This is a genomic window from Sodalis sp. (in: enterobacteria), assembly GCF_047607725.1.
Taxonomy (GTDB): Bacteria; Pseudomonadota; Gammaproteobacteria; order Enterobacterales; family Enterobacteriaceae; genus JBLKSS01.
Window position 1 is genome coordinate 1 of record NZ_JBLKSS010000133.1, and the last position, 14,741, is coordinate 14,741.

Annotated in this window: 8 protein-coding genes and 3 pseudogenes; 7 read left to right on the top strand and 4 right to left on the bottom strand. The window is 58.2% G+C overall.

What is annotated here, in order from left to right; genetic code table 11:
- Positions 1–229 precede the first annotated feature (229 nt).
- The 7 genes and pseudogenes from thiC to ACMX3H_RS12245 all read left to right on the top strand — a co-directional run.
- Positions 230–1,581, top strand: a pseudogene (gene thiC, locus ACMX3H_RS12215) (phosphomethylpyrimidine synthase ThiC); the annotation flags it as partial.
- Positions 1,582–1,636: 55 nt separating this feature from the next.
- Positions 1,637–1,930: pseudogene (locus ACMX3H_RS12220) on the top strand (thiamine phosphate synthase); the annotation flags it as partial.
- An 85-nt stretch (positions 1,931–2,015) separates the two neighbouring features.
- Positions 2,016–2,845: pseudogene (locus tag ACMX3H_RS12225) on the top strand (HesA/MoeB/ThiF family protein).
- Entirely contained in the window at positions 2,775–2,975 is a 201-nt protein-coding gene (gene thiS, locus ACMX3H_RS12230) for a sulfur carrier protein ThiS (RefSeq protein ID WP_415211031.1), read from the top strand. Before ACMX3H_RS12225 ends, thiS begins: the two are co-directional and overlap by 71 nt.
- A gap of 3 nt (positions 2,976–2,978) precedes the next feature.
- Positions 2,979–3,761: a thiazole synthase gene (locus ACMX3H_RS12235; protein WP_415211032.1), complete on the top strand. Its 783-nt coding sequence runs from the start codon at positions 2,979–2,981 to the stop codon at positions 3,759–3,761.
- Positions 3,758–4,444 carry a radical SAM protein gene (locus ACMX3H_RS12240; RefSeq protein WP_415211033.1) on the top strand — a complete coding sequence of 229 codons (687 nt, stop codon included), beginning with the start codon at positions 3,758–3,760 and terminating at the stop codon, positions 4,442–4,444. The genes ACMX3H_RS12235 and ACMX3H_RS12240 overlap by 4 nt, the downstream gene beginning before the upstream one ends.
- A gap of 130 nt (positions 4,445–4,574) precedes the next feature.
- On the top strand, positions 4,575–5,066 hold the full coding sequence (locus tag ACMX3H_RS12245; RefSeq protein WP_415211041.1) for a hypothetical protein: 492 nt from the start codon (positions 4,575–4,577) through the stop codon (positions 5,064–5,066).
- Here ACMX3H_RS12245 and rpoC read toward each other — a convergent pair.
- The 4 genes from rpoC to rplJ all read right to left on the bottom strand — a co-directional run bounded on the left by rpoC (position 4,964) and on the right by rplJ (position 14,561).
- A complete protein-coding gene (gene rpoC, locus ACMX3H_RS12250) occupies positions 4,964–9,184 on the bottom strand; it encodes a DNA-directed RNA polymerase subunit beta' (RefSeq protein WP_415211034.1) in 4,221 nt (1,406 codons plus the stop codon). The genes ACMX3H_RS12245 and rpoC overlap by 103 nt on opposite strands.
- Positions 9,185–9,274: 90 nt before the next feature.
- A complete protein-coding gene (gene rpoB / locus ACMX3H_RS12255; protein ID WP_415211035.1) occupies positions 9,275–13,303 on the bottom strand; it encodes a DNA-directed RNA polymerase subunit beta in 4,029 nt (1,342 codons plus the stop codon).
- Between the two features lie 325 nt (positions 13,304–13,628).
- On the bottom strand, positions 13,629–13,997 hold the full coding sequence (rplL, locus tag ACMX3H_RS12260) for a 50S ribosomal protein L7/L12 (protein ID WP_415211036.1): 369 nt from the start codon (positions 13,995–13,997) through the stop codon (positions 13,629–13,631).
- Between the two features lie 66 nt (positions 13,998–14,063).
- Entirely contained in the window at positions 14,064–14,561 is a 498-nt protein-coding gene (gene rplJ / locus ACMX3H_RS12265) for a 50S ribosomal protein L10 (RefSeq protein WP_415211037.1), read from the bottom strand.
- Between the last annotated feature and the right edge of the window lie 180 nt (positions 14,562–14,741).

Consider the following 14,741-nt stretch of genomic DNA (forward strand, 5'->3'; position numbering starts at 1 on the left):
AAGTCCAGCGGGAAATTGGGACGACGTCTTGAGGGTTTTGGTGGGGTTTGTTTCATGAATTGCGCCCATTAAAAAAATAATGGACATCATCTTCAATAACTTGATGGAGAATTAACAGACGGCGCTGGGCGTACGCTTACCGATATCCGGGGGCGCCCGGCAAAGGAACGACAACAGGTGCGCGAAGCACGATCCCTACCAATACTTGTTGGTCTGGAGAGTTGGGTCCGGCGCGGCGCTGCCGGAAAATATCAGCGCGGAGTTCGTGCGCCAGGAGGTGGCCGCCGGCCACGCCATCATTCCCGCCAACATCAATCACCCCGAAGCGGAGCCAATGATCATCGGTCGCCACTTTTTGGTCAAGGTCAACGCCAACATCGGTAACTCGGCGGTCACCTCTTCGATTGAGGAAGAGGTGGAAAAGCTGGTGTGGGCCACCCGCTGGTGCGCGGATACGGTGATGGATCTCTCCACCGGTCGCTATATTCACGAAACGCGTGAATGGATTCTACGCAATAGTCCGGTGCCTGTCGGTACCGTCCCGTTGTATCAGGCGCTGGAGAAAGTTCACGGCGTGGCGGAAAACCTCACTTGGGCGATCTTCCGCGATACGCTGCTGGAACAGGCGGAACAGTGTGTGGACTATTTCACCCTGCACGCGGGCGTGCTACTGCGCTATGTGCCGATGACCGCGCGACGTCTGACCGGTATTGTCTCGCGCGGCGGCTCCATCATGGCCAAATGGTGTCTGTCGCATCATCAGGAAAATTTTCTCTACGCGCATTTCCGCGAAATTTGCCAAATTTGCGCCGCCTATGACGTGCGTTGTTGCTGGGGGACGGGCTACGTCCGGGGTCGATCCAAGACGCCAACGATGAGGCGCAGTTCGCCGAGCTTTATACGCTGGGCGAGCTGACCAAAATCGCTTGGGAATACGATGTGCAGGTCATGATAGAGGGGCCGGGACATGTGCCGATGCAGATGATCCGACGCAATATGACCGAACAGCTGACGCATTGCCATGAAGCGCCTTTCTATACGCTGGGGCCGCTCACCACCGATATCGCTCCCGGCTACGACCATATCACCTCCGGTATCGGCGCCGCGCTTATCGGCTGGTACGGCTGCGCAATGCTCTGCTACGTCGCGCCGAAAGAGCATCTTGGGTTACCCAACAAAGAAGACGTCAAACAGGGCTTAATTACCTACAGAATCGCCGCCCACGCCGCCGATCTCGCCAAAGGGCACCACGGGCGCGCAGATCCGCGATAACGCGATGTCGAAAGCGCGCTTTGAATTTCACTGGGAAGACCAGTTCAACCTGGCGCTGGATCCCGACACCGCCCGCGCCTATCACGACGAAACGCTGCCGCCGGCGTCGGGCAAAGTGGCGCATTTCTGCTCCATGTGCGGCCCGAAATTCTGTTCGATGAAAATATCCCGCGAGGTTCGCGAAACGCCGACGCCCAAGCGGCGCAGGCCAGAGCGGAAGGGATGGCCGGCATGGCATCGGCGTTTCGCGAACGCGGCGGCGATATCTATCTGCCGTCTTCCGATAGCGAGGTAAGCGATGAATATTAAAGCATCATTTGCGCCGGTACCGCACCGGCTCGGCCTCTATCCGGTGTTGGATTTGCTGGCCTGGCAGCCCTCCTATATCGCTCTCGGTCACATCTTTCCCACCGCCACCAAAGTGATGCCGTCCCGCACTCAAGGACTGGAAACGCTGCGGCGTTTGGTCGCCGAGCTGCCGCCTATCCCCACCGTGGCCATTGGGGGAATCGGTCGCGAACAGGTGGAGGCGGTATTGGCGTGCGGCGTGGGCAGCGTCGCGGTGGGCAGCGCCATCACCCGCGCGCCGGACTGGCGCCAGGCGACCTCCGCCTTACAGTCGATAATAGCGACATGGGAGCGTAACCATGGCCAGTGAACCACGGCGCACGACGGCCGACGCCGACCGCTCGCCCGAGGCTAAGGCCGGCCGTTCGCCCGAGGCATTAAACGATCAGGCTTTTTTGCGCTACAGCCGCCAGCTGTTGCTGCAAGATATCGGCGTAGAGGGCAAGCAACGGCTGCAGGCGGCAACGGTACTGTTAGCGGGGCTTGGGCGGGCTGGGTTCACCGGCCGCGCTATATCTGGCGGCGGCCGGCGTCGGCACGCTGCTGCTGGCGGATGACGATGCGCTGCACATCACCAATTTACAGGGGCAAATCCTCTATCGCACCGCCGATATCGGCCGGTCGAAAGCGGAACTTGCGCAGCGCGAGCTGGCGGCGCTTAATCCCGGCGGCCGCTATCTGCCCCTTACGCCGCGGCGGGCGGGCGACTGGCTTGACGAGCAGGTGGCGCGCGCCGATCTGGTGCTGGATTGTAGCGATAATATGGCTACCCGCCACGCCATCAACGCCGCCTGCGTGCGGCGAGGGATCCCCCTTATTAGCGCCAGAGCGGTCGGTTTCGACAGCCAACTGTTAGATAGTGCGTCCGCCGTGGCGCGAGGGCTGCTATGCCTGCCTGTTTCCCGAGAAAGAGGAGGTGCAGCGCAACTGCCACACCGCCGGTGTGCTGGGTCCTGTGGTCGGCATGATGGGTACACTGCAGGCGCTAGAGGCAATTAAGCTTCTCAGCGGCGTCCACGGCGATAGCCCCGGACAATTGCGGCTGTTCGACGGCAAAACCCTGCGCCTGAACCGCGATCACCACTGCCCTGTCTGCGCGGCGGCGTTAGCGCGCCCCGCGCCGGCAGCGGGGGACCCGCACGGAGGACCCTTTAATGAAAATCACGCTCAACGACCGCCCGCTGACGCTGACGCAACCGGTGACGCTGGACGTATTACTTACTGAGCATCACCACCCGGGGCCGGGCATCGCCCTGGCCGTTAATCAGACCATCATCCCGCGCCGGCAATGGACGGAATACCGGGTGCAGGACGGTGACGATATTCTCTTATTCCAGGCAATTGCCGGAGGCTGACCCATGTTTACCCTTGCAGATACCCCATTCCGGTCACGGTTATTCACCGGTACCGGCAAATTCGCCTCGGCGCAGCTGATGCTGGACGCCATCCTCGCCTCCGGTAGCGAACTGGTTACCCTGGCGATGCGTCGGGTAGATTTACGCGGCGACGACGACGCGCTGCTACCGGCATTACGGCAGGCCGGCGTCCAGCTGCTGCCCAACACTTCCGGCGCCAAAACCGCCGATGAGGCGCTGTTCGCCACCCGTCTGGCGCGCGAAGCGTTAGGCACCCACTGGATCAAACTCGAGATCCATCCGGACATGCAATATTTATTGCCCGACCCGATAGAAACCTTAAAAGCGGCGGAGCAGTTGGTCAAAGAGGGGTTTGTGGTATTGCCCTATTGCGGCGCCGATCCGGTGCTTTGCCGTCGACTGGCGGAGGCGGGTTACGCCGCGGTGATGCCGCTGGGGTCGCCTATCGGCTCTAATCAAGGGCTGCAAACCCGTGATTTCCTGCGCATTATCATCGAACAGGCGCAGGTGTCGGTCGTCGTCGATGCGGGTATCGGTGCCCCCAGCCAAGCGTTGGAGGCGCTGGAAATGGGCGCGGATGCGGTGTTGGTGAACACCGCTATCGCCGGGGCGCAAGATCTCGTCGCCATGGCCCGCGCCTTTAGGGTCGCCCTGGAGGCCGGCGAACTCGCCCACCAGGCTGGTCTGGCGCCGCGCCGTCGTCAGGCCAGCGCCACCCGCCCGTTAACCGGCTTCTTAACACCGGCCGCGGAGGCGCAATCATGACCACCTTCACCCAGCACTGGCAACAGCTCCAATGGGACGATGTCGGCATGCGGATCCACAGCCAGACGGCCGCCGATGTCGAGCGTGCGCTCGCGGCGGAAAATCCCGGACCGGAGGAGATGATGGCGCTGCTGTCGCCGGCGGCGCTGGCTTATCTCGAGCCGTTGGCCCAGCGGGCGCAGCGGTTGACCCGCCGGCGCTTTGGCAATACCATCAATTTCTACCTTCCGCTTTATTTGTCTAATCTCTGCGCCAATGACTGTACCTATTGCGGCTTCTCCATGAGCAACCGCATCCGCCGCAAGACGCTGGATGAACAGGAGATCCTAAGCGAATGCAGCGCCATCCGCGCCAAAGGTATCGACAATGTGCTGCTGGTCACCGGCGAGCATAAAAGTAAAGTGGGTATCGACTATTTCCGCCGCTACGTGCCGCTGGTGCGCCAGGCGTTCAGTTCGCTGATGATGGAGGTGCAGCCGCTATCCCAGGCGGAGTATGCCGAGCTGAGAGGGCTGGGTTTGGACGGCGTGCTGGTTTATCAAGAAACCTATCACCTGCCCACCTATCGGCGCCATCATTTGCGCGGACAGAAGCAGGATTTTGTCTGGCGGCTCGAAACGCCGGATCGCCCGGGCCGGGATCGACAAGATCGGCCTCGGCGCACTAATCGGCCTTTCCGATAACTGGCGCGCCGACTGCTATATGCTGGCGCAACACCTGCTTTATATGCGCCACACCTATTGGCAGAGCCGCTATTCGCTGTCGTTTCCCCGGTTGCGCCCCTGCGCCGGCGGCGTCACGCCAGCCTCCCTGATGGACGAAGCCCAACTGCTACAGGTGATGTGCGCTTTTCGCCTGCTGGCGCCGGAAGTGGAGATATCCCTGTCGACCCGCGAATCCGCCCACTTCCGCGATCATGCGGTCCCTATCATGGTCAATAGCGTCAGCGCCGGCTCCAAGACGCAGCCGGGCGCTTACGTTATGCCAGCGATCGGCCGGAGCTGGAACAATTTCTGCCTCACGATAACCGCTCGCCCCAAGAGGTGGCGCAGGTCTTTATCCGCGCGGGGCTGCAGCCGGTGTGGAAAGACAGGGATCCGTATCTGGGACGCGCGACCGTCGTCCTTCGAGCGCGGGGTAAAAAAAACCGCTCCCGAAGGAGCGGTTTTGGCTTCGCCAGCGGCGAGGGACAATGCCGACAATCAGTCGTCGTTGCCGCTCAGACCCGCGTTCAGCAGTTCAGCCAGGTTGGCAGAAGCTTCATCGGCGGTAATCTGCGGCGCGGCAGGCGCTTCGCCCTGCTGACGATGGCGGGCGCGTTCCTGATGATAAGCGTAACCGGTACCGGCCGGGATTAACCGTCCGACGATGACGTTTTCCTTCAGGCCGCGCAGTTCATCGCGTTTCCCGGCAACGGCGGCTTCGGTCAGCACGCGTGTGGTTTCCTGGAACGACGCCGCGGAGATAAACGACTCCGTAGCCAGCGAGGCTTTGGTGATACCCAGCAGATCGCGCATGTAGGTCATTTCCACCTTGCCGTCGTTTTCCAACTGACGGTTGGCAATCTTGATGCGCGAGTATTCCGCCTGTTCCCCTTCCAGGAACTCCGAGCTGCCACTGCTGGCGATCGTCGCTTTACGCAACATCTGACGAACGATAACTTCGATGTGTTTATCGTTGATCTTCACGCCCTGCAGACGGTAGACATCCTGGACTTCGTTGACGATATAGCGGGTCACCGCATGCACGCCACGCAGACGCAGAATGTCGTGCGGCGATTCCGGACCGTCGGAAATCACATCGCCGCGCTCCACGCGTTCACCTTCAAATACGTTGAGCTGACGCCATTTCGGGATCATCTCTTCGTAAGCGTCGCTGCCGTCCACCGGCGAAATAACCAGGCGGCGTTTGCCTTTGGTTTCTTTACCGAAGGAAACGATACCGCTGATCTCGGCCAGAATCGCCGGCTCTTTCGGGCGACGGGCTTCAAACAGATCGGCAACACGCGGCAGACCACCGGTAATATCCTTGGTCCCGCTGGTTTCCTGCGGCAGACGCGCCAGCGTATCACCGCAGGTGATTTTGGCGCCGTCTTCCAGCTGCACGATCGTTTTGCCCGGCAGGAAGTACTGCGCCGGCATGTCGGTACCCGGCAGCAGCACATCATTGCCGTTGGCATCCACAATGCGCAGCGCCGGACGCAGATCTTTACCGCCGCCGGTACGCTCGGCGGTATCCAGTACCACGATAGAGGACAAACCGGTCAGTTCGTCGGTCTGGCGGGTAATGGTCTGGCCGTCGATCACATCGGTGAAGTGGACGAAACCGTCGACTTCAGTGATAACCGGCATGGTATGCGGATCCCAGTTGGCAACGGTTTCGCCGCCCATGATTTCCGCGCCGTCGCCTTTGGCCATCACGGCGCCATAAGGCACTTTGTAGCTTTCTTTGGTACGGCCGAATTCGTCAATCAGCTTCAGCTCGGTATTACGCGAAGTAATCACCAGCTTGCCGCTGCCGTTAACCACGAATTTGGCGTTGCTGAGACAGATGGTCCCTTTGTTCTTCACCTGAATGCTGGATTCCGCAGCGGCACGGGACGCGGCCCCGCCAATATGGAACGTACGCATGGTCAGCTGGGTGCCGGGTTCGCCGATGGACTGCGCGGCGATAACGCCGATGGCTTCGCCCTTGTTCACCAGATGCCCACGCGCCAAATCGCGGCCGTAGCAGTTGGCGCACACGCCGAAATCGGTGTCGCAGGTCACGACCGAACGCACCTTGACGCTGTCCACGGAGTTTTCTTCCAGTACGTCACACCACTGCTCGTTCAACAGGGTATTACGCTCAACCAGAATATCCGCGGTGCCCGGCTTCAGGACATCTTCCGCCGTGACGCGGCCCAGCACGCGCTCGCGCAGGGGCTCTTTCACGTCACCGCCTTCGATTACCGGCGTCATCACGATACCGGCGAAGGTGCCGCAGTCGTCCTCGGTCACCACCAGATCCTGCGCCACGTCGACCAAGCGACGGGTCAGGTAACCGGAGTTCGCGGTTTTCAGCGCGGTATCCGCCAAACCTTTACGCGCGCCGTGGGTGGAGATGAAGTACTGGAGTACGTTCAAACCTTCACGGAAGTTCGCGGTAATCGGCGTCTCGATGATCGAGCCGTCGGGCTTGGCCATCAGACCACGCATACCGGCCAACTGGCGAATCTGCGCCACCGAACCACGGGCGCCGGAGTCGGCCATCATAAAGATGCTGTTAAACGACACCTGACGTTCTTCCTCGCCGTCACGGTTAATCACCGCTTCGGTGGACAGATTGTCCATCATCGCCTTGGCGACACGCTCGTTGGCCGCGGCCCAGATATCGATAACCTTGTTATAGCGTTCGCCGGCGGTCACCAGACCCGACTGGAACTGCTCTTGGATCTCGGCGACTTCGGCTTCGGCTTCATCGATGATTTCGGCTTTCTTCGCCGGGATCACCATGTCGTCGATACCGACCGACGAGCCGGAACGGGCAGCGTAGGCGAAACCGGTGTACATAATCTGGTCGGCAAAAATGACGGTCGGCTTCAGACCCAGCACGCGATAGCAGGTATTAAGCATCTTGGAGATGGCTTTTTTACCTAGCGCCTGGTTCACCAGCGAGAACGGCAGCCCCTTCGGTACGATCATCCACAGGATGGCGCGGCCGACGGTGCTGTCCACCAGACGGGTGTTTTCCACCCACTCGCCGTTGTCGCGTTTCTCATGCTCGGTGATACGCACTTTAACGCGCGCATGCAGCTCGGCCACGCCGGCGCGATAGATGCGCTCCGCCTCTTTCGGCCCGGTCAGCACCATGCCTTCGCCTTTGCCGTTGACGCGATCACGGGTCATGTAGTACAGACCCAGCACCACGTCCTGCGACGGTACGATAATCGGCTCGCCGTTAGCGGGCGACAGGATGTTATTGGTGGACATCATCAGCGCGCGCGCTTCCAACTGGGCTTCCAGCGTCAGCGGAACGTGTACCGCCATCTGGTCGCCGTCGAAGTCGGCGTTGTAGGCCGCACACACCAGCGGGTGCAGCTGAATGGCTTTACCTTCAATCAGTACCGGCTCAAACGCCTGGATGCCCAGACGGTGCAGCGTCGGCGCACGGTTCAGCATGACCGGGTGTTCGCGGATGATCTCATCCAGGATATCCCAGACCACGGCTTCTTCGCGTTCCACCATTTTCTTGGCGGCTTTGATCGTCGTGGCGAGGCCGCGCAGTTCCAGCTTGCCGTAAATGAACGGCTTGAACAGCTCAAGCGCCATTTTCTTCGGCAGACCGCACTGATGCAGACGCAAGTACGGACCGACGGTAATAACCGAACGGCCGGAGTAGTCGACGCGTTTACCCAGCAGGTTCTGGCGGAAGCGACCTTGCTTGCCTTTGATCATGTCGGCCAGCGATTTCAACGGACGCTTGTTGGAGCCGGTAATGGCGCGGCCGCGACGGCCGTTATCCAGCAGCGCATCGACCGCTTCTTGCAGCATACGCTTTTCGTTGCGCACGATGATATCCGGCGCGGCCAGATCCAGCAGGCGCTTCAAGCGGTTATTACGGTTGATCACCCGGCGATACAGATCGTTCAGATCCGAGGTTGCAAAGCGGCCGCCGTCCAGCGGGACCAGCGGACGCAGATCCGGCGGCAGTACCGGCAGCACGATCAGGATCATCCACTCCGGCTTGTTGCCGGACTGCACGAAGGCTTCCAGCAGCTTGATGCGCTTGGTCAGCTTTTTGCGCTTGGTTTCAGAGTTGGTTTCTTCCAGCTCTTCACGCAGCTGCTCGCATTCCTGCTCCAGATCCATATTTTTCAACAGGGCCTGGATCGCTTCGGCGCCCATTTTGGCGTCAAATTCGTCACCGAACTCTTCCAGTGCGTCTAGATACTGCTCTTCAGTCAAGATCTGACGGCGCTCAAGGTTGGTCATGCCGCCTTCAACCACGACATAAGATTCAAAATACAGCACGCGTTCGATATCGCGCAGCGGCATATCCAGCAGCAGGCCGATACGGGACGGCAGCGATTTCAAAAACCAGATGTGGGTGGTGGGCGAGGCCAGCTCGATATGGCCCATGCGCTCACGACGCACCTTGGTCTGGGTCACTTCAACGCCGCATTTCTCACAGATGACGCCGCGGTGTTTCAAACGCTTGTACTTACCGCACAGGCATTCATAGTCTTTTACCGGCCCGAAAATACGCGCGCAGAACAGACCGTCGCGCTCCGGTTTAAAGGTACGGTAGTTAATGGTTTCCGGCTTCTTCACTTCACCGAAAGACCAGGAACGGATCATGTCTGGCGAGGCCAGCGCAATTTTGATCGCATCAAACTCTTCGGTCTTAGTTTGCGCTTTCAGAAACTTAAGTAAATCTTTCACGGATTGGCTCCTGTCGGAGTTGGACCTGTTAGACGCCTGAAACGCTCAGGCGCCCTTATTACCAGTGCGAATTGCCCCCGGGCGGAAAAATCAGTCTTCTTCCAGCTCGATATTGATGCCCAGCGAGCGGATTTCTTTCAACAGAACGTTGAAGGATTCCGGCATACCGGGTTCCATCATGTGATTGCCATCCACGATGTTTTTGTACATCTTGGTGCGACCGTTAACATCATCCGACTTGACGGTAAGCATTTCCTGCAGGGTGTACGCCGCGCCGTAGGCTTCCAGCGCCCACACTTCCATCTCCCCGAAGCGCTGGCCGCCGAACTGCGCCTTGCCCCCCAGCGGCTGCTGGGTAACCAGGCTGTACGAGCCGGTGGAACGCGCATGCATCTTGTCATCAACCAAATGGTTGAGTTTCAGCATGTACATATAGCCCACGGTAACCTGGCGCTCGAACTGCTCGCCGGTGCGGCCGTCGAACAAGGTGATCTGACCGGAAGTCGGCAGGCCGCCGAGCTGCAGCAGTTCCTTGATCTCTTTTTCTTTGGCGCCGTCGAATACCGGCGTGGCGATCGGCATCCCTTTCTTCAGGTTCTCCGCCAGACGCAGCACTTCCTCATCGGAGAAGGTGTTGAGATCCACCTTCTGGCGCACGTCATCACCCAAATTGTAGGCCTTCTGGATGAACTCGCGCAGTTTGGCCACTTCTTCGTGCTGCTTGAGCATGGCGTTGATCTTGTCGCCGATGCCTTTTGCCGCCATACCCAGATGGGTTTCCAGAATCTGGCCGATGTTCATACGCGACGGTACGCCCAGCGGGTTCAGAACGATATCCACCGGCACGCCGCTTTCATCGTAAGGCATATCTTCGATCGGGTTGATCTTGGAGATAACGCCCTTGTTACCGTGACGGCCCGCCATCTTGTCGCCCGGCTGAATCTGACGTTTCACCGCCAGATAGACCTTGACGATTTTCAGCACGCCCGGAGCCAGATCATCGCCCTGGGTAATTTTACGACGCTTAGCTTCCAGCTTCTTCTCGAACTCATGCTTAAGCTCGTCGTACTGCTCGGCCAGCTGTTCAAGCTGATTCTGCTTCTCTTCGGCGGCCAGGCCCAGTTCCAGCCAGCGCTCGCGGGTCAGCTTATCCAGCTTCTCCGCTTCGATGCCGCCAGAAATCAGTACGTCGCGAATACGGGCAAACAGGCCGACTTCAAAGATCTGCAGTTCTTCGGTCAGGTCTTTTTTGGCCTGCTTAAGCTGCATTTCCTCGATTTCCAGCGCGCGCTTGTCTTTTTCCACGCCGTCGCGGGTAAATACCTGAACATCGATAGCCGTACCGGAAACGCCGTTCGGCACGCGCAGCGACGAGTCTTTCACGTCGGAGGCTTTTTCACCGAAGATGGCACGCAGCAGTTTCTCCTCCGGCGTCAGCTGGGTTTCCCCTTTCGGCGTCACCTTGCCCACCAGAATATCGCCGCCGGTCACTTCCGCGCCGATATAGACGATGCCGGACTCATCCAGTTTAGAGAGCGCGGCTTCACCCACGTTCGGGATGTCGGCGGTAATTTCCTCGGGCCCCAGCTTGGTGTCGCGGGACACGCACGCCAGTTCCTGGATATGGATGGTAGTAAAACGATCTTCCTGCACCACGCGTTCGGAGACCAACATGGAGTCTTCAAAGTTGTAGCCGTTCCACGGCATGAACGCGATACGCATATTCTGACCCAGCGCCAGCTCACCCAAATCGGTGGACGGACCGTCGGCCAGCACGTCGCCGCGCTCAACCGGCTCACCCAGCGAAACGCAAGGCGTCTGGCTGATACAGGTGTTCTGGTTGGAACGGATGTATTTGGTCAGGTTGTAGATATCAATGCCCGCTTCGCCCGGATACATTTCATCCGGATTGACGTTAATCACGATACGGGAGGCGTCCACGTACTGCACCGTTCCGCCGCGTTTCGCCACGGCGGTCACGCCCGAGTCAACAGCAACCGCACGCTCCATACCGGTGCCGACCAGCGGCTTATCGGTACGCAAAGTGGGCACCGCCTGACGCTGCATGTTCGCCCCCATCAAGGCGCGGTTGGCGTCGTCGTGCTCCAGGAACGGGATTAGCGAGGCGCCGACCGACACCACCTGCTGGGTGGAGACGTCCATATAGTCAACCTGATCGCGGCTGAACAGGCTCGATTCGCCCTTGCTGCGGCAGGTCACCAGATCATCAACGAAACGACCGTCTTCGCCGAGGTTGGTGTTAGCCTGCGCGATAACGAAGTTGCCTTCCTCAATCGCCGACAAATAATGGATTTCGTCGGTGACCACACCGTCCAGCACGCGGCGATACGGCGTTTCCAGGAAACCATACTCGTTGGTCTGCGCATACACGGACAGCGAGTTGATAAGACCGATGTTCGGCCCTTCCGGGGTTTCGATGGGGCACACGCGCCCGTAATGGGTCGGATGCACGTCGCGCACTTCAAAGCCCGCGCGCTCGCGGGTCAGACCGCCCGGGCCCAGCGCGGAGATACGGCGCTTGTGGGTAATCTCAGACAGCGGGTTGTTCTGATCCATGAACTGCGACAGCTGGCTGGAGCCGAAGAACTCTTTCACCGCCGCCGAAATCGGTTTGGCGTTGATCATGTCCTGCGGCATCAGGGTATCCAGATCGCCTAAAGACAGACGCTCTTTCACCGCGCGCTCCACGCGCACCAGGCCAACGCGGAACTGGTTTTCCGCCATTTCGCCCACCGAACGGATGCGGCGGTTGCCCAAGTGGTCGATATCGTCGACTTCGCCTTTACCGTTACGGATATCGATGAGCTTCTTCATCACGTCAATGATGTCGTCTTTGCTCAGGATACCGGAACCTTCGATCTCTTCCCGCAGCAGCGAACGGTTGAATTTCATCCGGCCTACCGCGGACAGATCGTAACGATCTTCCGAGAAGAACAGATTTTCAAACAGGTTCTCGGCGGCTTCGCGGGTCGGCGGCTCGCCGGGGCGCATCATGCGGTAGATTTCCACCAGCGCGCTGAGGCGATCGCTGGTCTGATCGACGCGCAGCGTCTCGGAAATATAGGCGCCGTGGTCCAGGTCGTTGGTGAACAGCGTTTCAATACGCTTGTGCCCCGCCTGGCTCAGCTTGGCCAGCAGGTCCAGCGTCAGTTCCATATTGGCGGGAACAATGATTTCACCGGTGTTTTCATCGATGTAATCTTTTACCACCACCTTGCCGATAATGTATTCGACAGGGACTTCGATCTGCGCGACGGCGTCTTTTTCTAGCTGACGAATATGGCGCGCGGTGATGCGACGGCCTTTTTCGACATAAACGGTACCGTTGGCCTTGATATCAAACGAGGCGGTTTCACCACGCAAGCGCTCGGGAATAAGTTCCATCTGCAGCTTTTTGTCGTGAATTTCGTAAACCACTTTGTCGAAGAACGTATCCAGGATCTGGCCGGTGCTGTAGTTCAGCGCGCGTAGAATGATGGTCGCCGGCAATTTGCGGCGGCGGTCGATACGGACGAACAAATTGTCTTTCGGGTCGAACTCGAAATCCAACCAGGAGCCGCGGTAAGGAATAATGCGTGCGTTATACAGCACTTTACCGGAGGAGTGCGTCTTACCCTTGTCGCTGTCGAAAAATACGCCGGGACTACGGTGCAGCTGGGAAACGATAACACGTTCGGTGCCGTTGATGACAAAGGTACCGTTGTCGGTCATGAGCGGGATTTCGCCCATGTAGACTTCCTGTTCCTTGATGTCTTTTACCGTGCCTTCCGGCGCTTCGCGCTCATAAATGATAAGGCGCAGCTTCACGCGCAGCGGTGCGGAAAACGTCACCCCACGGATCTGGCACTCTTTGACATCAAAAATAGGCTCGCCCAGACGGTAACTGACATATTGCAGCTCAGAGTTGCCGCTGTAGCTTTGTATAGGGAATACGGAACGGAAAGCTGCTTCCAGACCGTACTGACCTTCCGGATCTTGCTCGATGAACTTCTGAAACGAGTCAAGCTGGATGGATAGGAGATAGGGAACGTCCAAAACCTGCGGACGTTTTCCGAAGTCCTTACGAATGCGTTTTTTTTCGGTATAGGAGTAAACCATAGGGTTCCTCAGCTCGCTGACAAGTCGACCCACTCTGTCCGCCCTACTAGGACAGTACATGCAACACCATTTTCGTGTTCGGAGATTTGCTATCCTCTCCGCAATACCTGTTTCTATCACTCTTAAATCATTTCGCTGCACTTTGCTAAACCAGGGAGGTTCGGCAGGCGATGCAGTATATTAAGTCGCCGATAGAAAAAAATATTGTGGTTAATCAGCAGCTAAATGATGTGAAACGCCACTGATCCCCTACAGCGCAAAAAGGCTGGTGACCCAAAAGCCACCAGCCATCAGCCTAAATTAGGCTGCAACCTGGAAGGTTAACTTATTTAACCTCAACAGAAGCACCCGCTTCTTCCAGGGCTTTCTTCAGTGCGTCAGCGTCATCTTTGCTCACGCCTTCTTTCAGGTTGGCAGGTGCGGATTCAACCAGGTCTTTGGCTTCTTTCAGGCCCAGACCGGTAGCGCCACGCACGGCTTTGATGACGGTAACTTTGTTCGCGCCGATTGCGCTCAGCACAACGTCAAACTCGGTTTTTTCTTCTACGGCTTCAGCCGGGCCACCCGCGGCAACGGCGACAGCTGCAGCGGCGGAAACGCCGAATTTTTCTTCCATCATGGAGATCAGTTCAACCACGCCCGTTACGGACATTTCGCCAACTGCGTCCACAATTTGTTCTTTAGTGATAGACATAACAACTGTTCCTAGAATTCAGAAAGTGTGTATACGTTTGCAATTGCTTCAGAATAAAGCCGGCGATTATGCCGCTTCTTTCTGATCGCGCAGTGCGGCCAGCGTGCGAACCAGTTTGCCTGCAGAGGCTTCTTTCATGGTTGACATCAGGCGGGCGATTGCTTCTTCGTAAGTTGGCAGGGTTGCCAGGCGGTCGATCTGCGACGCAGGGATAACTTCGCCTTCAAAGGCAGCGGCTTTAACCTCAAAATTGGCATTGTCTTTGGCAAAAGCCTTGAACAAACGAGCGGCTGCGCCCGGGTGTTCGTTAGAAAATGCAATCAGGGTCGGACCGACAAACGTGTCTTTCAGGCACTCAAAAGGGGTGCCTTCAACGACGCGGCGCATCAGCGTGTTGCGAACAACGCGCATGTAAACAACTGCTTCACGACCTGCTTTACGCAGTTCAGTCATTTTATCTACCGTAACGCCGCGAGAATCCGCAACAACGGCAGACAGCGCGCCTTTGGCTACTTCGCTGACTTCAGCAACAATCGCTTGTTTGTCTTGAAGATTTAATGCCATTAGCTTGTGCTCCTGGATTTAGCCGGGGAAAACCCCCGGAATTCACTTCACATACCATCACAGTGACGGTAAGCGTCGACATACGGTGAGCAGAATCCAGCAAACGAATATGTTATTCAGGCTCTGTCACCGTCTACGCAGGAAAATTAAGTGCTGTGACACACACACACACACACACNC

What these genes read in the sequence shown, in the direction of transcription:
- thiS (WP_415211031.1), top strand. Translation starts at nt 2,775, where the DNA reads ATGAAAATCACGCTCAACGACCGCCCGCTGACGCTGACGCAACCGGTG.
- ACMX3H_RS12235 (WP_415211032.1), top strand. Translation starts at nt 2,979, where the DNA reads ATGTTTACCCTTGCAGATACCCCATTCCGGTCACGGTTATTCACCGGT.
- ACMX3H_RS12240 (WP_415211033.1), top strand. Translation starts at nt 3,758, where the DNA reads ATGACCACCTTCACCCAGCACTGGCAACAGCTCCAATGGGACGATGTC.
- ACMX3H_RS12245 (WP_415211041.1), top strand. Translation starts at nt 4,575, where the DNA reads ATGGACGAAGCCCAACTGCTACAGGTGATGTGCGCTTTTCGCCTGCTG.
- rpoB (WP_415211035.1), bottom strand. Translation starts at nt 13,303, where the DNA reads ATGGTTTACTCCTATACCGAAAAAAAACGCATTCGTAAGGACTTCGGA.
- rplL (WP_415211036.1), bottom strand. Translation starts at nt 13,997, where the DNA reads ATGTCTATCACTAAAGAACAAATTGTGGACGCAGTTGGCGAAATGTCC.
- rplJ (WP_415211037.1), bottom strand. Translation starts at nt 14,561, where the DNA reads ATGGCATTAAATCTTCAAGACAAACAAGCGATTGTTGCTGAAGTCAGC.